Genomic DNA, 20,910 nt, shown 5'->3' with positions numbered 1-20,910 from the left:
TTTTTTCACATTATTTAGTTAAAAAATAAACTTTTTACTTACCATGATGTAACATTAAATCACTAAGTTCTTCTTCAATGTGATTTAATTTCGCAACTCCTTCTTTCCACTTATGAATATAACGCGATACCCCGACAATAAATAAAACAATAATTGTAGAAAGAATAATACCATATACGATTGTTACAGTACTCATAGTTACACTTCCTTATAATTAGTAATGTTGTTATTAGTTATATTTTTATTATAAACCTTTTTCTTTTAAAATACTTCGATTTCAACTTTTTGTAACAAAATTGATTTTTCTAATATTTCGTTCATAAAAATGGAATATTTTTCACAAATTATACAAAACTTCACCATATGTACTATTGCCACATGAGTTATATTGTTAAATAGGATAAAGTGAAATTTTAGTCAGTACGGGGTATCTATCCCACACTGATTATTAGCCCGCACCAACCAGGATTTTACGGACCGTTACTGTGGGATAAAGGGGATGAAATACTATGACGACTTGGTTTATTGTAATGTTAGTTGTATTTGGAGCATTTAAAATTATTGTTTCTAGCCTTCCTAACTCTGCTATTGAATCCATTATTAGCAAGTACGAAACACATCCACAACTTGAAGAAGAGAATGTGACTGTTACAATCAATGGAAATAACTTAGAAGGCGAAAAGAAATCCAAAATTATTCATGATTTTAACGAAGGATTATTTTTAGATCGCTATTATGCACCACCACACAATGAAGGCACTCCTTTAATTATCAATGCAAAACGTGGCAAAAAAGATTTTACATTTTATATTTATAGTCATGAAGAGCATGTTGATGTAGTAAAACAACATAAAAAGAAGGTAGTTGCTTATAGTTTACGCTCTAAAAACCTTCAAAATAATGATATGTTCGTGTCAGCTGATTTAGCTTAATGCTCATATATTAGAAGAAGGAATCCATGGCACATAGATTCCTTCTTTCCTATTTACTGAAAAATAAGCTCTGTCTTCAAACTATCTTTCGGTAACAACCATCCTTTTTTCTCTATACTCGCCATTAATAATTCTCTTTGTTTTGTCGCGATACTTTCCTCATTTGTTTTAAACGACACTTCTATTACGAAGTCATCTTCTATCTTCCCGGTATTACTTAATGGCCAAATTTCAATATTCGTTTTTATATTTTCAAATTCACCTGTATACCGTTTCATTAATACAGGACCATAAATACGAGAATTCTTGAGCATTTCTTCTCCCCAATTCGTATACAACCATTTGTTCATTTTCCCTGGCAACTTTTCTATTAACATGTTTTGAGCAACTCGTTCGTTTGGTAAATCAAGTACTCCATATCCTTTAGCACTGTAACTTTTCTTATTTGAAATACTTAACGTTTTCTTCTCAAATCCCCAATCTATTTCCGCCTCATAATTATCAGTTTTACTATCAAATCCATCCTTTTTAGCCACTTCTAGTGCTTCTTGAATTACACCATTTTGAGTAGGATATCTTTTTTTATATGTTAGCTCAAAATCTTTACTAAATTCTTTCTTTCGAATTCTCGCAAACCAACCTTCATTACTTAAATTTTTATTTGCCGTATCTAAAAATTGCACCTGTATTCTTTCATAATTTGTACCAGCCTGAAAATATTCTAGTACCTCTTGCTTCATCTCTTTGTTATAACCTAATACTTGTTCTGGCTTTAATAATAACTTCACTTCAAAGCTAGGTTTCATTGAACTAGCAGCAAAACCTTCCTTAACGTTATAAAGGAAACAACAAAAGAAAATACTTACGAATACAAATACTTTTTTCATATACCAATCTCCTTTACATTTTATATGACTTCTACACATTCCATTGCAAGTGAATACACATTTTCATATCCTGCTGTGCTTAGCTTTTGTTGTAATCGATCCGTATCCTCTTTCAAAGCATGTACTAACACCGTATGTTCTGGTAATAGTGTATTTAACATTTCCTTAACGTCACTTATACTTTGATGAACTTTATATGGAACTCGCTTCACCCTACATTCTTTACCTACACGTTCCTTCAAAACTTTTTCTGCAAAACTTCCTTTAGCAATATGTCCAGTAAAGATAATCGAATTTCGTTCTTCATGCCGAAATTGTTCATAATACAACTGTGCTCGTTTCGTTTGCATATTCGCATCACTCATTACAACTATTCCGTAACTATTTTGCATACAAATGTCATTATCCATAACTATTATGTTTCTTTTTAAAACCTCCACAACCCGTTCAAGTTTTTCTTTATTTTTTAACCAATCTTTATATATGAACATCTCTTCAAATCCAGCCAAAATTTCTTTATCTACTATAATTGGAAGTTCTTTATATCGTTCATATAAATAAAATACTATATCTTGCGCCCTACCAAGTGAGGGCAGTGGTAGTAATACTGTTCCTTTATTTTGAGCAACTCGTTCAATTTCTGCACATAATTCGTCTACTCGTTCCTTTTGTGAAACATCATCAGTGTGATAAGCGGCATCTACAATTGCAATTTTTATATCGCTTCGCAAATTTTCAGGTAAATTAGCTCGTAGTATATTAGATTCTGCTGAATAATCACCAGAATAAAATACGTATGTATTACACATATCCACTAAAAACCAAACAGCTCCTAATACATGCCCACTATACCCCCATTGAAACCTCAACGTCGGTGTAATCTGTATCCATTCATTTGGATTACTAATCTCATCAATACATACATAATTTAAATCTTTAATATTTTGATCGTTATAAGGTAAATTCCACCCTTTTGAAAGATTGTAGTTTCCCCATTTTTCAAAATAAGCTGGAAGTTGCTCCTTCGTATAACGAGTCGTCCAAATTTTTTTCTTATATCCATACTTCGTCAATAAAGGTAAACCCATCGTATGGTCTTCATGAATATGTGATAAAAATACTGCATCCAAAAACGGAACAACTTCTCTTTCTATTTTGGGATAACTATCCTCATATGATCGATTAATACCACAATCAAATACTATTTTTGTCTCTTTATTTTTTACAAAATAGCAGGAACGACCGTATTCTCCCGCTCCTCCCCATACTTCCATCCTCATCATGCTACCCCTTTTCGTTTTTGCTCCATATGTTGCAGAAGTAATAAGCACATTGTTGTAAGCCCAACAGAAACAACAGCCATTGCCATTCCTATAGATACTTCTCCTTGTTCAAATTGAGCAAAAATAAACGTTGCTGACGTTTCTACTGATGGAGGTAGTACGAGAAGCGATGCTACTAACTCTCTTATCGAAATCGTAAATGTCATCGCCCATCCAGCAAGAATTCCTGGAATAATAAGCGGCAATATTATTTTTCTAAAAATATAAATATAATTCCCGGAAAAAATACTTCCTGCCTGTACAAGAGAATCATCAATTTGTCCGAGCGATGCTTTTACATACTGCACCGTATAAGGTAAAAAGAGAACAACATACGTTACGATAACCATGACTGGTGTATTGTAAATTGACATAGGCATATAGGGTGAATTCCAAAATAAAATAAGCCCTACAACCATCACTATTCCTGGTACCATATTCGGTAACATGCCGCACATATCAAGCCATTTTTCAGAGGACTTTTTCCCCTTTCGAATCATAAGCGCCAAAAATACGCCAATAATTACAGCAACAATCGCCGTTACGAGTGAAAAAAGAAAACTGTTCCATAAAGCTTCTAATCCCGGAGAACCAATTGTAAATAATGCTTCATAATGGCTTGTTGTAAAGTTATTAAAATGTAAGCCACCGCCTCTTAACTTCGACAAAGAAGCAATAAGTATAGAAAAGTATGGGATTCCAATTGCTACTATTAGTAAGCCCATTACATAAACCCATGCTATAACGCGCGCAAATATAGACAAAGTATACCTTTTAGATTTCACACCTTTTCCACTAACCATTGCATATGTATACTTTCGATTCAATACATTTTGCATATACCAAATGAGCATACACGCACTAAGTAATAAAGAAGATAATGCTGTGGCACTGCCAAAATCAATCGGCCAACTAGAGATAAATTTATGAATCTCAGATGTTAACACATGGAATCCTATTCTACGTCCGAATGTAGCTGGTGTTCCAAATTCAGCAATCGTCTTTACGAAAATGAGTAAAGCGCCCATTACATAACTTGATAACAATAACGGTAGTATTATTTTTCTTAAACGATAGAAAAAACTTCCACCATGAACTGCTGCAGCTTCTTCTTTACTACTCCCAATCTGAAGTAACGTGTTTTTCAACATGAAGTAAAGGAATGGGAATAAATGCAGACTCATAATTAAAACCATACCGCCTAAACTAAAAAACGATGATGAAATCGGCTTTAAAGCCGGAAAAAATTGTTCAAAATAACCGTTAGGTTGCATGAACAAAATCCAGCCCATCGATCCGATATAGGGCGGGGTCATAAATGGGATCATAAAAACAATATCTAACTTACTATACTTTCCTACATCTGTTTTGCTCATAATGAACGCCAATGGAAACGCAAATATTGTAGCTCCTATTACAACGAGTACACCTAGAAGCATCGAATTTAGAAAAATTCCAGCTAATCCACCACTCTGCATGACTTCAAAAGGCTTTAAAAAATTCCAACTGCTATTTTCATATACACTAGAAAATAAAATGAGGAAAATCGGAATGACGATTAACATCGCCACAAGTAACAACGCTACTGTCATTCCAACTTGTCTTACTGTTACGAATCGATTTACCATGTAATCACCATCTTATTGAAATACTTTCTTAAATTGTTTTGCTATTTCATCTTGTTCTTTCTCAACTGTTTTCCAATCAATATTTAATACTGGAATCTCTTCTACATTCGGTCTATTTTCAGCTTTTATATCTTTTCTACCTGGCAACAAATACGCTTTAGAAACTTGTTTTTGCACATCATCTGATAATAAATAATCAATAAACTCTTTTGCACCTTCTACATTTTTACTATCCTTCATAATGCCTGCTGCACGTGGACTAATGACTGTTCCGCTTTTTGGATATACGATATCAACCGGTTCACCCTTTGCTTTTGCACTGTACGTCATATAGTCAACACCCGCGATTACCATATCTTTCGCTCCTGTTACAACTGGGTCTAACGCTTCTTGGTTTGCCCCAGCTACTGTAACTTCATTTTTCTTAAGCTGTTCAAATAAATTCCATCCATCTTGTCCATTCTTTTTCACATATCCTGTTACAAAGTCTAAAGCTGAACCTGAAAGTGCTGGATCTGGAAGATTCACTTTCCCTTTCCATTCTCCTTTCGTTATATCGCTCCAATCTTCAGGTGCTGTCTTCACATTTTTTGTGTTATACACAATTCCTAATGCTGAAGCACTATATCCAAAATAATGTCCTTTATCATCCGACCATTCAGAACGAAGCTTATCAGCTTGTTTTGCTTCTTTATAAGCTAACGTTTGCCCATCTTTTTTTAATCCTTCCATCGCTGGTAAAGAAGCAAGTACGACAACGTCAACGACTGGATTTTTCTTTTCAGCCTCCATTCTTGCTAAAATCTTACCTGTTGTTCCTTGAAACATTTCTACTTTTATCCCTGTTTTCTTTTCAAAGTCCTTTTGAATTTTTTCTGCTAATCCTTTTGGTCCTGCACTATATACAACGATTTTCTTTTCATTAGCGTTTTTATTTTTTGCATCTACACTGCCTGTCTTTGAGCTACAACCTGTTACTACAGCAGAAAATAGTAAAGTACATACAAATAAAGACTTAAGCGAACTGAATTTCTTCATACGATTCTCCCCCTATATGATGAATACATTTTTTTGGTACATATAACGATACCGGTTTACCAACGCTTAGCTTACTATTGTGATAAGCTGTCCATACACCGAGTGTCCCCATATTTACTTTTACTTCATAACGTTCTCCTACATATGTAACGTGCTGAACTTCACCTGTATACATTTCGCACAAGTCATTTTTTGTCCAGCTCACATGCTCTGGACGAATCATTTTTTTCCCCTCTACAAGCCAATTTGCCTTACCAACAAATTTTGCAACAAATTCATGAGACGGTTTCACATAAATGTCTTCTGGTGTTCCTTTTTGTAATACTTCACCCTGCTTCATGACAATAATTTGGTCTGACATTGACATAGCTTCTGTTTGATCATGTGTTACATACAATGCCGTTAAACCAATTGAATGAACGATGTCCATAAGTTCTAATCGCATTTCTTCTCGCAAAATTGCATCGAGTGCACTTAACGGTTCATCGAACAAAATAAAATGAGGTTTCGTTACAATTGCTCTAGCAAATGCGACACGTTGCTGCTGTCCACCTGAGAGTTCATGCGGATATCTTTTCTCCATACCTTGCAAACGAACTCGCTTTATCGCATCTTCTACCTTTTCTCTTAAGTGATTCGTTTGCTTTGTAGCCCTTAAACCAAATGCAACATTTTCAAATACAGTCATATGCGGCCATAAAGCAAAATCTTGAAATACCATGCCGATATTCCGCTCATGAGGAGATGTTTTTATCTTTTTAGCAGAAGAATACATGCACTTATCTCCAAAATATATTTCACCTTTATCCGGTTCCTCAAGCCCTGCAATCATTCTAAGTAAAGTCGTTTTCCCGCATCCTGAAGGTCCTAAAAGTGTGGTGAATTCCCCTTTTTTCATTACAATCTGTAACGGCTTTAACGCCTGTGTTTTCCCAAATGCCTTTTCTAATCCATGAATTTTAATATCCATCGTTTCACCTCTCTCCCCTCATTCTTAACCTGCTTTCATTCTATCTGGAAGTTTTATACTGAATGTTAATGTACTGTAAAGATTAAATTAAAAAATCTCTAATAAACTATTTATTTCTATAGATTTTTTCTATAGTTAGAAGAAAAAGGGGCCAACTTATCATGAATCTCTTAAAATTAGAAATTGTAGTGCTTATTAAGAAATACAAAAAGCTTACTATTGTTGCAGAAAAACTTGGCGTTAAACAACCTACTATTACGTTTCACATAAAAAGCTTAGAAGAGGAACTTGGTGTGCCTTTATTTGAATTACGTTCCGGAAGGTATTTCTTAACAGAAGCTGGCGAGGCATTGCATCATTATGCTTGTAAAATAGATGCACTTATGAAAGAAGCTAGGCGGGTCACACAAGAGTTTAAAGATTTTAATAAAGGCGCTATAACAATTGGTGCTAGTTATGTACCCGCGACTTATCTTTTACCAGAAGTTGTTCACCAATTTCAATGCGAATTTCCAAATATAAAAATAACACTCATAGTAAAAACAGCTCCTGAAATTCGAACGATGCTACAAAATCATGAAATTGATCTCGGGGTAATTTCTGCGGCACCATTTGACGAACCACTTCTAAAACAAATGAATGTAATGCCTGATACACTTGTTCTTGCCTTTTCCAAAGAACATCATCTTTCTAAAAGAACAAATGTATCATTACAAGATATCGAAAAAGAACGTATATTATTGCATCGTAACCCATCTACAACGAGAGATTTACTTACACAATGGACGTTAGCACATAACATTACATTCCAATCAGAAATTGAACTAGATTCATTAGAAACGATGAAACAAATTTTAAAATATGGTAATGGGGTTGCCTTTATTTCAAAACTTGCTATTGAGCAAGAAGTACAACGAAATGAGCTATGCTATATACCGATCCCTGATTTTGAATTTCAGCGTAATATTTATACCATTCATCATGAGGACAGATGGAATTCTAAAATAATTTCTTTTTTACTACATAGTATTACTTCTTTTGCAGAAAAAAATTAAAAGGCTGTCGTTATACACGACAGCCTTTTAAACTATAACTCTATTTGTTTTTCTTATCCTCAATTTTTGCTTGTGCCTCTTCAGCCTTATCTAATGCTTCTGAAACTTTTTTCTCTTTTTCTTTTACATCATCTATACTATCAACAGCTTTAATTAATTTATCGATTCCTTCTTCATTTACCTTTTTTCGTTTCGCTACTCTTTCATTTACTTTCTCTTCCACATCTTTTGCTTTTTGAAGCATATTCTCTGTATTTGATGTCACAGCTTTTTCAAGTGCATCATCTTTTTTCTTTTGTAACACTTCATTTGCAATATCTTTCGTTTCTAAATACTTACCGTCTTTTAATGCTGTCGCACCGCGATCTAGTAACTGAGCGACTTCTTTATATGCCTTCGCTTCATTTCCTGATTTCTCTTTTTCCGCTTTTTCAAACCACATAATCGCATCACTATATTTTTCATTTTTCAATGATTGCATACCTGTTTCAATATACGTGTCATAATTACTACATCCAGTCATTACGACTAACAGAAAAAGCATTACAAAACTTAATTTTCTCATGATGTTTTCTCCTTTTCTTTGCCTGCTCACTTTACTGTAACATACATGAAAAGGAGTTTCAAAAACTAAAATACTAATATGGTCATTTTTATATTGTTAAAATTTTCTTTTAAACCGATACATCCACTTGTTTTTTCGCCATATGCTGCTTTACTCCAACTAATACAACTAACAATAATCCTCCACCTAATGTCATCATAACAATGCTAGTCGGTAACATATCTAATAATAATCCATATACAATCATTCCAAGCGGTGCGATTGCAGTAGAAATTGTTTCAAGTAGACCGAATACACGTCCTAAATAGTTTGGATCTGTCGTCTTTTGCATATGTACTTGCATCGGGATATTTACACCCATCATTGATATACCGGTTAAAATCATAAAAGTGATATAGTAAATAAAACTTGCTACTTTCGGAATGATAACTAACAACGGAAAGACTGTGCATAAACTCAAGCCCGCAAATAAAAACAGTCCAATATAAACAGAGCGAAACGGATTATTCACTTCTTTACGTACTGATAAAACAATTGCACCAATTAGCATCCCGACTGCTAACATTCCCTCTACAACACCGAGTTGCTTCGAGGATAAATGCAAATTTTTAATAATAATATATGGAAGCGAAACGAAAAGTGCACTCGCAAAAAAGTTTACCCCTACTGCAATTTTCATTAAACCATATATTTCATGCTGTCGTTTCACATATGAAAAACCTTCTTTTATACTCGTCAAGAAATGCTCTTTACTTTCGGCCAATTCTTTTTTATATAAATCAAATACGATGAATAATTGTACAATAACTGCTAAAAAGAATGTAATACTATTTAACAGGAAAAATGTTTTGATTGAAAAGAAACCAAATACAACTCCTCCAATAATCGGCGCTAAAATATTCGATAAAGATGATGCCGTCTGATTTAAAGCACTCGCTTTTTGAATACGCTCCTCATCTACTAAATTAGGAATAGACGAAGTTAATGAAACAGAATAAAAACTTGCACAAATTGATAATAATGCCGCTGATACATAAATAAACAGAAGTGATGGTCCAAATATAGTAGCAAGAATAAACATGATAAGCATTGTTAAGCTACTTAATAAATCAGTGCCAATTACAAGCCATCTTCGGTTCACACGGTCAGCTACAGCACCTGCAATTGGGCCACAGATCATTCTTGGTATTGACCCGCAAATAAGAGTAGTTGCAAACCCCATTCCTGAACCAGTTGTCTTTAATACGTATAATCCCATTGCAAACGTATAAATACCCGCCCCTAACAAGGACGTCATTTTTCCAATCATCATTAAAATAATATTTCTCGTTGCAATCTTCATTTTCCAATCATTTTGACCTATACTTACATCCCCCATTATGACACTCTCCCTTTAAAAGTTAAATTGTGTTAAACTTATTATATATAAAACTTTCCAATTTTTACAACGAAAAGTTTAATTATATTTAACTTTTTGATTATAAAGGAGCATATGATGGCTACTCTCGGCGAGAAAATTAAAACGTTACGAAAAGAAAAAAAGCTTACTCAAACTGAATTAGCAGGTTCAGAACTGACAAAAAGTATGTTAAGTCAAATTGAAAATGGAAAAGCTACACCTTCCATGAAAACATTACAATACATCGCTGAAAAACTTGGATGCGAAACGAGTTTTTTACTAGAAGAAGATGATGTAGAAATTGTAGAAATCATTCAACAAATGGAACAACTAATAAAGGCAAATAAATGTGATGAAGTATATGAGACTTTACTACCTATCGTTCAAAAAGAGCTACCTTCTACTTTAAATACCGCTCGTTTATATAAACAATTTGTAACAGCTGCGGCGATTATGAAAGATTACAACATTGAATATTACGTTGAAAAGGCTACTTCTATTTTTGAAAAATATACGTTATACCGGGACAGTACGGAAACAAAATTAAAATTATCCTTTACGATATTCACACGTAAAAAGTATGGTGAATGTTTACAACTTATAGCTAGTATTAGAAATGATTATGAGGAGAAACATTTAGAAATGGATCTCATTATACATATCGAGTTATGTTTATATGAAGCCATCATTTTACTAGCATGCGGCGATTATGAAACATGTGAAAAAACAATATTAGAGGCACTCGAGTTTTCAAAAAAGCATCAAGTATATTTTAAAACAGACGAATTTTATCGGATTTTATCTTACCAAAAAGTCATTACAGCTGATAAAGAACAATATTTATATTACATAAAAAAATCTGAGCAATTTGCCATTTTTACAGAAGATACTCTATCCATTGCGATTATTGATATTTTAAAAGCTTACTACTACAACACGATTACTAATGAATATACAATCGCATTAAAACATCTAGAACAATTTCGAGAGAAACTAAAAGATGAGCCACTTTTTCAAGACGACGGATTGTATTATCTTGAAAAAGGAAAAGCTTTATACGGATTGAAACGTTACGAGGAAGCTTTACAAGCATTGCAACGTGATATCATGCCGGATTATATGAACCATCCACTTGATCAAGCGTGGCTTACAACAGCAGGTGCATATCGTGCCCTTTGTTATGTAAAACTTAACGATAAAAAAAGGGCTCTGAAGGAAGCTACAGAAGCCGCTCAAAAGATACAATCCTACCCGGATTCCATCTTTTCTTCTTTTATTAAAGAAACATTACAAATAATACAAAAACTTTAAAAATGTCTCGAAATGGTATATTATTCCTCCTTTTTTGCAAAGATAATAATGATGGGAGGAATATAAATGAATATACAACGCGCAAAAGAGCTTTCCGAGTCATCTGAAGAAGCCAATGTCAGTTTTCAAGGCATGCCTGTTATGATTCAACACGTCGATGAAAGCAACGAAACCGCCCGCATATATGAAGTAACAAATCCAAAACGCGAATTAACGGTTCCAGTTAATAGCTTAGAGGAAATATAAAAAATGCCACTTCTTTTTTTTGAAGTGGCATTTTTCTTACTTTGTATCACTTAATTTGTATATTCCTTCTCACCCCTGTTTTTCAGCACCTGAACAAGAACAGAAGCTTCCTGCTTCTGTTCTTGTTATTACGTGCTACAATACAAACTATGAACTGAACATTCGTACCATATATGTTAAGGAGGAAAGATAATGGGAACTAATCCACAAAAAACTAGCCCTTATTACGCGGTTATATTCACTTCTAATCTATCGAATGATACAACAGACTATAGTACCGTTGCCGAAAAAATGGAGGAACTTGCGAAACAGCAACCTGGATTTTTAGGTGTCGAAAGTGCACGTGATAATTCGGGACTCGGAATTACAATTTCTTATTGGGAGTCACTTGAAGCAATTGAAAATTGGAAAAGGAACGCCTTACATAAAGAAGCGAAAAAAAGAGGCCGTGAGCAATGGTATGAAAATTTCCACCTGCGCATCTGCCTTGTTGAGAAAGAATATAAGTTTCAGAGAGGTACATTGTAACTATGAAGAAAAAACTAGCTCTCGTTGTTGTTCATGAAATATACGGTGTGAATGATCATATGCATCATGTTATAGATCACTTCACTACATCTATATTAGATGTATTCTGTCCTAACCTTCTACAATTACAAAATTCATTTCATTATAGTGATGAAGAAAAAGCATATCAATATTTTATGAATCATATTGGATTTGATTATGGGAAAGAACAAATTAATGAGGTAATTTCTACCCTTTCAAATGATTACACGCATATAGGACTTATCGGCTTTAGTGTTGGGGCTACCATCGCTTGGCTCTGTAGTAACAATCCAAAAATAGATTTTATCATTGGATGTTACGGTTCCCGTATACGTGACTATGTTCACATTAAACCTACATGTGCTACATTACTTATTTTCCCTAAACAAGAAGCTAGTTTTTCAGTATCCTCTTTAATCCAAACATTGCAGCAACAAAATAATCCTTTATTAGAAATAAATCAACTACACGGTGAACATGGATTTTTAAATCCGTACACTGAAAAATATAACGAGCACTCTACAAAGCAAGCATACAACCTAATAGATTCGTTTCTTACGCAAACAATATGATAAAGGAGTTTTATATGTCACTTACATTACTTTTACTCATATTCCTAATAATTCCCTTCATTTCAGCATTAGCTCTCATTTTTATGACGGTTAAAAAAGGAAATTTTCTAAACCGACCATACTTACAATCATTCATCGTATGTGCTCTATTTTTTACGAATTGGATATTATATTTAACAAATTTTTATTCATTACTACCTGAGAAAGTTAGTCGATTTATATTTCTACCTATTTGGTTTTTCCTTTGCGTTTTAGGATTTATCGTTTTCGCACGCGAATGGAAGAACAATCGTATTTTTTCCATATCTATCGGTTTCCTTTCTTCTATTAGTTTTCTATTTGGATTATTGTTGTTAGTTCTTTCAGGAATGTAAAAATAAAAGGAAGAAAAGCCCAACATCAACTTTTCTTCCTTCTATTTTTACCTTTAGATTTTATTGTCATAGTTTCACAAGGTGTGTAATAAATTTGAGGTGTCGCCTTATCAACAAACATCATAAACGTAATAAAGCCGATAATAAAAAAAATAAACAACGTTAACAATATTGCTCCTATCGTTAAAAGTATCATAACACCACCCCTATATATTTCATGTTATTACACCTTTCGCTATTATATGAGCTGAATCCTTTTTAGAAAAATAAACGTAACAAAATAATTACAATGACTCCTGTTAATACTGTTCCTAATAAACTACGAGTATATATCGCTACGAAAAATGTAGGAATTGCCGCAATGATATAATCCCACTGCACTGTCTCATGCATAAATAATACTTGTGCTAAAAGTGCTGCTAATATCGCAATTGGTATGTAATTTAACCATTTTAAACCCCAGTCTGGAATTTGTAGTTTACTAAATACGAGAAGAGGTAAAATACGTGGTACGAGTGTGACAGCTCCGGCTGCTAGTAAAAGGAATAATACGTCCAATCTTACTTCCATTTTTCAATCACCACCCCGATTGTCGCAGCTAAAAGTGTTGCGATAATAACTGCTATACTATCTGGCATAAATAAGTGTGAAACGTATGCGATAATAATCGCTACAATTGCAACACTTAGATGAATGGCTAGTTTCGGTTTACTACTTATTAGCTGAAGTACAAATAATCCGATAAACATCGCTGGTAACGCATAATCCATTCCGTACGTATGAGGATCTGGTATCCACTCTCCAAAAAGCCCTCCGAGAACTGTAGCTAAAATCCAATTTAAATATGCTGTTACATTAAGTCCCATCATCCATTTCTCGCCTAAATGGCCTTTTTGTGCTGCTTGTTGCACTGCAACGCCGAAAGTTTCATCTGTAATTTGCGAACCAATTATTAAATTTTTAAAAAGAGGTATCTTGGTGAAGTAAGGTGCGAGTGCAGCACTCATTAATAAGTGACGTAAATTAACAAAGAACACAGTAAAAATAATTGCCGAGGCTGGGGCACCCGCTGCATACATACCCGCTAATATAAACTGAGCAGAACCTGCGTAAATTAATGTGGACATAAAAGCAATTTCTATGATCGAGAAACCTGCTGTTTTCGCAATAACACCAGCCGCTATACCGATGCTCAAATATCCAAATACAGTTGGTAAACAATCCTTTACACCTTGCTGAAATGAATCATCGCTCTGCAGTGTCATATGTGCTTGAGCTTTATTCACCATTATCTCCCTCCATTTCTTCTATAGTACGTTTTCCTGTTACGACATGAACTAAATCTATGTTTTCACGCCATAATGTATCTAATTTATCAGCTCCAAACTCCTTCGTAATCTCTTCCACCATAATGTCGTGCCGAACATATTCTGTAGCGACGAGAACTAAAGCTGGATCATACGTTGTAACGGCCCATGAAGTGCTATCATTTGAAAAGTTAGCAATTAATACTTCTTCCCCATCACGCGCGATAACAGTTAAATGACCACCCATTCTCTTTTCAACGACGTGAGGTGTCATATAATTATGGTGAAATGTCGCTCCTATTTTTGTTTCTGGAGCACCAAATAAAATCGAAAAAATATGTACGCCTTCCGCTTCCTTTTGATGAATGAATGGCTCAATCTCGTGCACTTGATCTTCCCATACAGAAATCCATAACTCTTCTTTTGCTCTATTAATTATATTGCATATTTCTTTCAAAACACGATCATTTGAGCGAATATGCGAAATTACATCAATTTGTCGCTCTTGTTCTAAACAATTTAATTTTCGGTCTAGAAATTCAAAGGACTTTTCAAAATCTTTTCGCATTCGATCCATTAATTCCGTAGCTGGCACTGGTACATATTTCACTGGTTCAGAAGGAACGATATGCACCGCTCCTTTATCCATCAACTTGCCAAGTACTTCATAAATCATCGAACGAGGTACGCCTGTTTGTTTACTCACTTCATAACCTGTTACTGGGGAATGTTTTAATAAACCAATATACGCTTTACATTCATACTGGGAAAAACCTAACTTTTGTAACTCCTTTATTATTTCATCCATCGGTAACCCCTCTCACAATTTATATAGCTCTAATTTCAAAACTACGATTTCACTTTCCATTAGTAGTTATTGCTATACCTACTAATATAAAAAAGAAGCCTCTACAAGTCAACTGACAATTCTGAATTTTTATTCGAAATAAAAAGCCTTCTTTTGAAAGGCTTTTTGTGCATAATGAATTATTTCAACTGTAGAGCATTTGATATATTACCCTCCAAATGCTCACGTAAGGTTGAACCTGTATACTCTTCTCTAAATACACCTGCTCTCACGAATAAAGGAATGACTTCACTAAAGAATAAATCCAATGATTTTGGAGGTCCCCCTGGAATTGCAATAAATCCATCTAGTGCCCCTGCCTCAAATCTTTCCATAATTTGCTTACAAACATCTTGTGGTGTGCCTATAGCGACCCAATGAGCAGAACCAACAACTTCTGGTCGTTCTAGTATTTGCTCAACAGTTGGTTCATTTTTTATGATGAAATCCCGTAATAATTCGGCATGTGTTTTACTACGTACAGCTTGATTTCTACTTGGTAGCATATGTTCAGTAACCTTACTTTCTAACGGTATCCCTCTAACGTCTAACCCGAGAACCATTTCAAGTAAAGCGTACCTCTTCTCTTTTGTAAGATGTTGATGAGCTTGCCTGTGCATTTCTAGTGCTTCTTCATATGAATCACCAATAAAGAAATATAAACCAGGCAATACACGTATATCCTCTTGCTTTCGGCCATGCTTTTCTGCTCTTCTTCTTAAATCTTGACGAAGTTCGATTCCTGATTCTACATCTGGCATTGCGGCAAAAATCGCATCTGCAACAGAAGCCGCGAAATTCCGGCCTGACTCTGAAGCACCCGCTTGAAATAAAGGCATTTCCCCAGAAATATGTTGCGGGATATTAAGTGGACCTTTCACCTCAAAATGCTCACCACGATGCTCAATTGGCTGTACCATCTCTCTAATTACATCTGCGTTGTCTTCTTTCAAAACTTCATAAGGATGACTCCTCCAAAGTTTTCTTACTAACTCTGTACATTCTGCCGCTTTCGCGTATCGTTCCTCAGATGGTGGCATCCCTGCCTCACCAAAGTTTTCAGCACCATCAATTGATGTGACAATGTTCCATCCTACTCGGCCGTTACTAATCCAATTTAAAGATTGTAGTTGCCTCGCTAGTATATATGGTGGATAAAATGATGTTGAAGCGGTCGTAACGACTCCAATTTTTTCTGTTGCATAAGCAATAGCAGTAAACAATAATGTCGGATCTAAAATTACATTCCCCTTATTACGAGCAATTAAATCGGGATGCGCTACTAAATAGTCAGCTTTAAAAACAAAATCTAACTTAGCCTTTTCTGCCTGTAGTGCCAACTCTACTTGTTCATCTATCCCTGAGTTAAACATACTCTCTTGTTCTTTCTTTCTAGAAATCAAACATAGTCCAATGCAAAGCTGTTTTTTTGTAGACATATGTACACACCTTCCCCTTATTTTTAATTTATCTAGTTAAACAAATGATACGACCCTCACAGCTTCTATTCTTATTAAAGATAAAATGATATTGATAATCATTATCATTTTATGGTGTAACTATAATAAAAGCAACAATAAAGTGAAACTTTAATCAGAGGAGGAGCTCCCATCCTCTGATTATTAGCCTTCACCAATCGAGCTTTTGCGGGATAAAAAAAAGACCACCACTAATTGGAAGTCCTTTATCTCAATATTTCATTCGCTTCTTTTTCATAAATTTTATCAAACGAAGTCATGATGCGCTGCGATGCTTGAATCATTTTTTGATTCGTCATAAGGTCAGCCATTTCTTTCGTCATATCCACATTTGAATTTTCTAGCATATGATTACGTACTGCCCCTGTTCCATTCGGTAAATCAGCAACGTTTCCTTCTGCTAGTGTAAAACTTTTATTTTCACGTTGTACGAGGCGAGCGTTCGTTTCTACGTCTACTGTTTTCGTTTGCAGACGGGCAATATTATTTTGTGTTACTTCATCGTATAATGTACCGTCTGCTTGTACAGCTACCTTTGCTCCTTCTGGAATACGAATACGTTCATTATTCTCACCCATTACGAAAGCACCAGATGCTGTTTGTAAATAACGATCACTATTTAATGTAAAACTACCGTCTCTCGTTAAAAATGTTTCATCATTTTTAGATGTAACGAAAAATGATGATGTGCCAGCCGCACCGTCGTCTAAAAAGAAATCTGTAGCACTATTTGTAATTTGTACATTTCCTTGTACTAAGTTCACATGCGTCGCAGCTGGTACGACAGCGTAATCGACCGAGCCGATATTTGTCGTAGCTCCGTCACCGCGGCGATATGTGTCTTGTACATCAAATACTTTAGAAGTCATATTTTCTGCTTTAAATCCTGTCGTTTGGGCATTTGCAACGTTATTCGAATGAACATTAATATGCTGCATGTAATTCATCATACCCATAGAACCTATATAAAGACCGTTCATACTTGTTTGAATAAGGCAAGCGCCTTATTCTTCACCTCTTTTCTTACGATGTTTGTAACATTTGTTTTGCTAAATGTTCAGCTGTAGCGATATGTATATGTTGCTTCACGTCTTGTCCGTCTGTCATTAATACAATTGGTGCTGATGATACTGCTGGAATTTTTAACAATTCACCACTACTCGCTGTTTCATCAAATTTCGTAAATACGATTCCATCAATATGAATATCTTTAAAATTCGTAATGATTTCAATCATGTCTTTACTTTTCATGGAAGCTGATAACGTTAAACAAATATAGTCTGGCTCTACTTGTCCCATCGTCTCAATCATCTCTTCAACTGTCTCTGACGTACGATAATTTTTACCGGCTGTATCTATTAATATATAATCGACGCGCGCTTCTTCTTTAAAATAAGTAAGTGCTCTTGCCATTGCGGGTTCATCTCGCACAGCGATAACTTCTGCTCCAATTGTTTTTACGTAATCTTGCAGTTGCTGCACTGTCCCGATGCGAGAGTGATCTGTCGTAATAAAACCAACCGTTTTTTTCTTACCGTGAAACTGCCATGCCATTTTCGCAAGTGTCGTCGTTTTTCCAACGCCAGTTGGACCGATTAATGCAATTGTTTGTACCTCTTTCTCAAATACGTTTTCAGTATTAAAATGAGATCTCATATCTTCCAATATGTATCCGATGACTTCTTCTTCTGTAATCATCGTTGCATTCTCAAACTTCACTTTTAATTTTTCAGCATATGCATGAATGAAATATTGTTCCACATCGTTTTGTTCTAACATCCGAATTACTTTTTGAATAATAAATGGTACAGATTCCTGGTTTTCTTTTTTTATAACTACTTCTTCTTTCTTTACAGAAATAGCTTGTTTCACAACAGGCTGTTTTTTAGCTACTTTCGTCTCTTCTGTATGTTTCACAACGACAATACCCTTTTCAAACAGTTGTAATAGTTTCTCTTTTTTTCTTGCCCATTCTTCACTATTTCCTGTTTGCATCGCTGCGTATGACATAGAAGTCGTTACGTTTTCTAAATTGTGCAAGACAGATTGAATTCCATTCACCTTCACGATTTCTTCTGAAGGTTCACCTACAACATCCATTAATTGCTCATGAAATTGAGTTGTTCCTTCGCTATTTTCAGCCTGCTTATCTTCAGGAAAAGCGACTAACATTTCATAATTCTTTTTCCAAAAAAAAGGGATGTTTCGTTTTACACTTTCATCGACAACGTAGTAATAATCTGTACCATATTGGTCAAATAACTTTCGATACAATTCATTTTTCGAAGCTGCTTTTATTCGCATTAACGCTTCTTTTTTTTCTGTACTTTCCATTACTTCACCCCCTACTATTCAATATAAGCAATTTGATCTACAACAATTTCTGGTGCTAATTCACTAATACATAATACTTTCGCTTCTATTTGATAACGTTCAAGAAGTCTCACAATCGCAAACCTGAAATCTTTTCTGCGTGTTAATAATACTGGCTCTCTTCCCATTAAACGAGCTTGTTTGAAAACGCGCTGTACTTGCTCTACTACTCGCGTTTCTAAATCTAAATCCCAGTTTAATAAATAACCTTGGTATGAATTATTAACAACATCCGCATCTAACTCAAGCGAGTCAGCGAAGAGTGCCGCATAAATTTTTCCATCAGGATTTTTCGCACTCTCACAAATAACTTTTGAAATACATTCACGAACAAATGCCGTTACACCATCAACGTGGTTTTGATAAATTTCTTTCCCGTCAATAATACCTTCAATAATTGTTGGTAAATCACGAATTGAAATTCCTTCTTTCAGAAGTTGTTTAATAACATTTTGCACGAGTGATAAATCGATTTCTTTCTTCTTAATTTCTTCTAATAAAACGCCATTATCAGTTTCAAGCGAGTTAATCAAGTCTTTCACATGTTGACGCTGAATTAACTCATGAAGATTACGTCTAACGACAACATCTAAATGCGTAATTAATATGCTAAGCGGCTCTAACACTTGATAGCCTTTCATTTGTGCATCTTGTACCATATGCTCCAAAATCCAATATCCATCTTCACCAAAAATTGGATCTTTCGCCGGCTCTGCATCTAAATCAGCCATTACATTCGGTGTTTTCAGTGCTAATAAATAACCTGACTTTAAAACACCTTCAGCCGCCTTCGCACCTTTAATACGAATAATGTAACGTCCGCGTGGTCTAAAGCTCGTATTATCTTTAAAGTTAATTCCCGGAACGTTAATTCCAAGGTCGGTAATAATTGACTTCCTCATAAGAACAACTTTATCTCGAGCTGTTTCCCCGTTAATCTTCTGCTTTACAAGCGCCGCTAAATCTAAACCGAGCTCTACAATAATTGGATATTTATCTGTAAAGACTCCGAATGAATCTTCCACTTGCTGTAATTGCTCATCCTCGCCTTGAATCATTTCTAATTCTTTTTGAAGCTCGTCTTCTTTTTCTTTCTTTATTCGCTTTTTATTGCGAATTCCTAAGAAGATAATTGTTCCACCAACGAGAGCAAATGGTAGAAATGGTAGCGGGGTAAAAACACCCATTGCGATAAATAAACCACCGAGTGCATATACAACAACTTCATGCGCTAATAACTCTTTAAAGATTCCTTCAGTTACTGTATCTGCTGAACCGTCAAATACACGCGTTACGATAATACCTGTTGAAATCGCAAGCATTAACGAACCGATTTGGTTTACAATTCCGTCACCGACAGTTAACTGTGTATAGTGAATAGCCGCATCTGCAAAGCTCATTCCTTGCTGCATCATACCGACAATTAAACCGAAAATAATGTTTACGAATAAAATGACAATCCCGAAAATAACGTCCCCTTTAATGAACTTTCCGGCACCATCCATCGCTCCGTAAAACTCTGTTTCCATATTTAATTTTTTTCGTTTCGCCTGTGCATCTTTTTCTGTAATAAGACGCTGATTCAAGTCAGCATCGATAGACATTTGTTTCCCTGGTAAAGAATCAAGTGTAAAACGAGCTGCTACTTCAGCTGTACGAGACGCACCGTTTGCAACGATAAACTGGAATATGATTAATACTATAAAAATAACGATACCAATTAATAAGTTCCCGCCAATTACGAACTGGCCGAACTCTTCAATAACATGACCCGCATTTCCGTCTGTTAAAATCGCTCGCGTCGTCGAAACGTTAATCGATACGCGGAAAATCCCGATTAATAACAACATCGTCGGAAATGACTTTAATTCATCCCACTCGTTAATACTTGTAGCTCGCATATAAATAAGCACTGACATACTTAGTAGAAAAACGATAACGATATCAAGTATAAATGGTGGAAGTGGAATTAAGAGCGCCACAACGAATGACGCTGCTAAAAAGATAGAAAAATAGGTTCTTGCAGAATCCATCTTAAACAAAGAGATCCCCTCCAA

General features: G+C 35.0%; 24 protein-coding genes. 7 read left to right on the top strand and 17 right to left on the bottom strand.

Features of this window, described 5'->3' with window-relative positions:
- Positions 1–34 precede the first annotated feature (34 nt).
- A complete protein-coding gene (locus tag LCF45_RS08645; RefSeq protein ID WP_000109008.1) occupies positions 35–196 on the bottom strand; it encodes a hypothetical protein in 162 nt (53 codons plus the stop codon).
- 65 nt (positions 197–261) lie between these two features.
- Entirely contained in the window at positions 262–378 is a 117-nt protein-coding gene (locus tag LCF45_RS08640) for a hypothetical protein (RefSeq protein WP_002031004.1), read from the bottom strand.
- 131 nt (positions 379–509) lie between these two features.
- Here LCF45_RS08640 and LCF45_RS08635 point away from each other — a divergent pair, with 131 nt between their 5' ends.
- A complete protein-coding gene (locus LCF45_RS08635; protein WP_002011948.1) occupies positions 510–932 on the top strand; it encodes a YfmQ family protein in 423 nt (140 codons plus the stop codon).
- 53 nt (positions 933–985) lie between these two features.
- On the opposite strand, the gene LCF45_RS08630 is transcribed toward LCF45_RS08635, so the two are convergent.
- The 5 genes from LCF45_RS08630 to LCF45_RS08610 are packed head-to-tail and all read right to left on the bottom strand — an operon-like array spanning position 986 to position 6,777.
- On the bottom strand, positions 986–1,819 hold the full coding sequence (locus LCF45_RS08630) for a hypothetical protein (RefSeq protein ID WP_002126669.1): 834 nt from the start codon (positions 1,817–1,819) through the stop codon (positions 986–988).
- 20 nt (positions 1,820–1,839) lie between these two features.
- Positions 1,840–3,102 (bottom strand): MBL fold metallo-hydrolase, encoded by a 1,263-nt coding sequence (locus LCF45_RS08625; RefSeq protein ID WP_078206717.1) that lies wholly within the window; start codon positions 3,100–3,102, stop codon positions 1,840–1,842.
- Entirely contained in the window at positions 3,099–4,769 is a 1,671-nt protein-coding gene (locus LCF45_RS08620; protein ID WP_078203045.1) for an ABC transporter permease, read from the bottom strand. The genes LCF45_RS08625 and LCF45_RS08620 overlap by 4 nt, the downstream gene beginning before the upstream one ends.
- A gap of 12 nt (positions 4,770–4,781) precedes the next feature.
- On the bottom strand, positions 4,782–5,807 hold the full coding sequence (locus LCF45_RS08615; RefSeq protein ID WP_002086426.1) for an ABC transporter substrate-binding protein: 1,026 nt from the start codon (positions 5,805–5,807) through the stop codon (positions 4,782–4,784).
- Positions 5,785–6,777: an ABC transporter ATP-binding protein gene (locus LCF45_RS08610; RefSeq protein ID WP_002141170.1), complete on the bottom strand. Its 993-nt coding sequence runs from the start codon at positions 6,775–6,777 to the stop codon at positions 5,785–5,787. The genes LCF45_RS08615 and LCF45_RS08610 overlap by 23 nt, the downstream gene beginning before the upstream one ends.
- 161 nt (positions 6,778–6,938) lie before the next feature.
- On the opposite strand from LCF45_RS08610, the gene LCF45_RS08605 reads away from it, so the two are divergent.
- Positions 6,939–7,832: a LysR family transcriptional regulator gene (locus LCF45_RS08605; protein WP_002126660.1), complete on the top strand. Its 894-nt coding sequence runs from the start codon at positions 6,939–6,941 to the stop codon at positions 7,830–7,832.
- 40 nt (positions 7,833–7,872) lie between these two features.
- Here LCF45_RS08605 and LCF45_RS08600 read toward each other — a convergent pair whose 3' ends face one another.
- Together LCF45_RS08600 and LCF45_RS08595 are read right to left on the bottom strand one after the other, a co-directional pair.
- Positions 7,873–8,397: an outer membrane protein assembly factor BamD gene (locus LCF45_RS08600; RefSeq protein WP_002126658.1), complete on the bottom strand. Its 525-nt coding sequence runs from the start codon at positions 8,395–8,397 to the stop codon at positions 7,873–7,875.
- Positions 8,398–8,506: 109 nt separating this feature from the next.
- Positions 8,507–9,775 carry an MFS transporter gene (locus LCF45_RS08595; protein ID WP_263894740.1) on the bottom strand — a complete coding sequence of 423 codons (1,269 nt, stop codon included), beginning with the start codon at positions 9,773–9,775 and terminating at the stop codon, positions 8,507–8,509.
- 117 nt (positions 9,776–9,892) lie between these two features.
- Between LCF45_RS08595 and LCF45_RS08590 the strand changes: the two genes are divergently transcribed.
- The 5 genes from LCF45_RS08590 (at position 9,893) to LCF45_RS08570 (ending at position 12,848) form a co-directional block, all read left to right on the top strand.
- Complete coding sequence (locus tag LCF45_RS08590) at positions 9,893–11,107, top strand: helix-turn-helix domain-containing protein (protein ID WP_002126655.1); 1,215 nt, start codon at positions 9,893–9,895, stop codon at positions 11,105–11,107.
- Between the two features lie 66 nt (positions 11,108–11,173).
- On the top strand, positions 11,174–11,353 hold the full coding sequence (locus tag LCF45_RS08585) for an H-type small acid-soluble spore protein (RefSeq protein WP_001025736.1): 180 nt from the start codon (positions 11,174–11,176) through the stop codon (positions 11,351–11,353).
- A 192-nt stretch (positions 11,354–11,545) separates the two neighbouring features.
- The gene (locus LCF45_RS08580) at positions 11,546–11,881 is read left to right on the top strand and encodes an antibiotic biosynthesis monooxygenase family protein (RefSeq protein ID WP_002126653.1); all 336 of its coding nucleotides are present in this window, start codon (positions 11,546–11,548) and stop codon (positions 11,879–11,881) included.
- Positions 11,882–11,883: 2 nt separating this feature from the next.
- Positions 11,884–12,474 (top strand): dienelactone hydrolase family protein, encoded by a 591-nt coding sequence (locus LCF45_RS08575; protein ID WP_002168711.1) that lies wholly within the window; start codon positions 11,884–11,886, stop codon positions 12,472–12,474.
- A 14-nt stretch (positions 12,475–12,488) separates the two neighbouring features.
- Positions 12,489–12,848 (top strand): hypothetical protein, encoded by a 360-nt coding sequence (locus LCF45_RS08570; RefSeq protein WP_002126648.1) that lies wholly within the window; start codon positions 12,489–12,491, stop codon positions 12,846–12,848.
- 25 nt (positions 12,849–12,873) lie between these two features.
- Here LCF45_RS08570 and LCF45_RS08565 read toward each other — a convergent pair whose 3' ends face one another.
- The 8 genes from LCF45_RS08565 to flhA all read right to left on the bottom strand — a co-directional run bounded on the left by LCF45_RS08565 (position 12,874) and on the right by flhA (position 20,895).
- Entirely contained in the window at positions 12,874–13,044 is a 171-nt protein-coding gene (locus tag LCF45_RS08565) for a DUF3951 domain-containing protein (protein WP_002011981.1), read from the bottom strand.
- A 62-nt stretch (positions 13,045–13,106) separates the two neighbouring features.
- Positions 13,107–13,418: an AzlD domain-containing protein gene (locus tag LCF45_RS08560; RefSeq protein WP_002086437.1), complete on the bottom strand. Its 312-nt coding sequence runs from the start codon at positions 13,416–13,418 to the stop codon at positions 13,107–13,109.
- Positions 13,409–14,137: an AzlC family ABC transporter permease gene (locus LCF45_RS08555; protein ID WP_002126646.1), complete on the bottom strand. Its 729-nt coding sequence runs from the start codon at positions 14,135–14,137 to the stop codon at positions 13,409–13,411. Before LCF45_RS08555 ends, LCF45_RS08560 begins: the two co-directional genes overlap by 10 nt.
- A complete protein-coding gene (locus LCF45_RS08550) occupies positions 14,127–14,963 on the bottom strand; it encodes a TrmB family transcriptional regulator (protein WP_078203044.1) in 837 nt (278 codons plus the stop codon). Before LCF45_RS08550 ends, LCF45_RS08555 begins: the two co-directional genes overlap by 11 nt.
- Positions 14,964–15,142: 179 nt before the next feature.
- A complete protein-coding gene (locus LCF45_RS08545) occupies positions 15,143–16,441 on the bottom strand; it encodes an NtaA/DmoA family FMN-dependent monooxygenase (protein WP_263894739.1) in 1,299 nt (432 codons plus the stop codon).
- A gap of 245 nt (positions 16,442–16,686) precedes the next feature.
- Complete coding sequence (locus LCF45_RS08540) at positions 16,687–17,460, bottom strand: flagellar basal-body rod protein FlgG (protein ID WP_078203043.1); 774 nt, start codon at positions 17,458–17,460, stop codon at positions 16,687–16,689.
- A 43-nt stretch (positions 17,461–17,503) separates the two neighbouring features.
- A complete protein-coding gene (gene flhF, locus LCF45_RS08535; RefSeq protein WP_078203042.1) occupies positions 17,504–18,814 on the bottom strand; it encodes a flagellar biosynthesis GTPase FlhF in 1,311 nt (436 codons plus the stop codon).
- A 14-nt stretch (positions 18,815–18,828) separates the two neighbouring features.
- Positions 18,829–20,895, bottom strand: a complete 2,067-nt coding sequence (gene flhA, locus LCF45_RS08530; protein WP_078203041.1) for a flagellar biosynthesis protein FlhA — start codon at positions 20,893–20,895, stop codon at positions 18,829–18,831.
- Positions 20,896–20,910 lie beyond the last annotated feature (15 nt).

The organism is Bacillus sp. 41-22, from assembly GCF_025809295.1.
Lineage (GTDB): Bacteria > Bacillota > Bacilli > Bacillales > Bacillaceae_G > Bacillus_A > Bacillus_A mycoides.
Note: the sequence above shows the minus strand (reverse complement) of the source record. Positions and strands in the feature narration are given on the sequence as shown.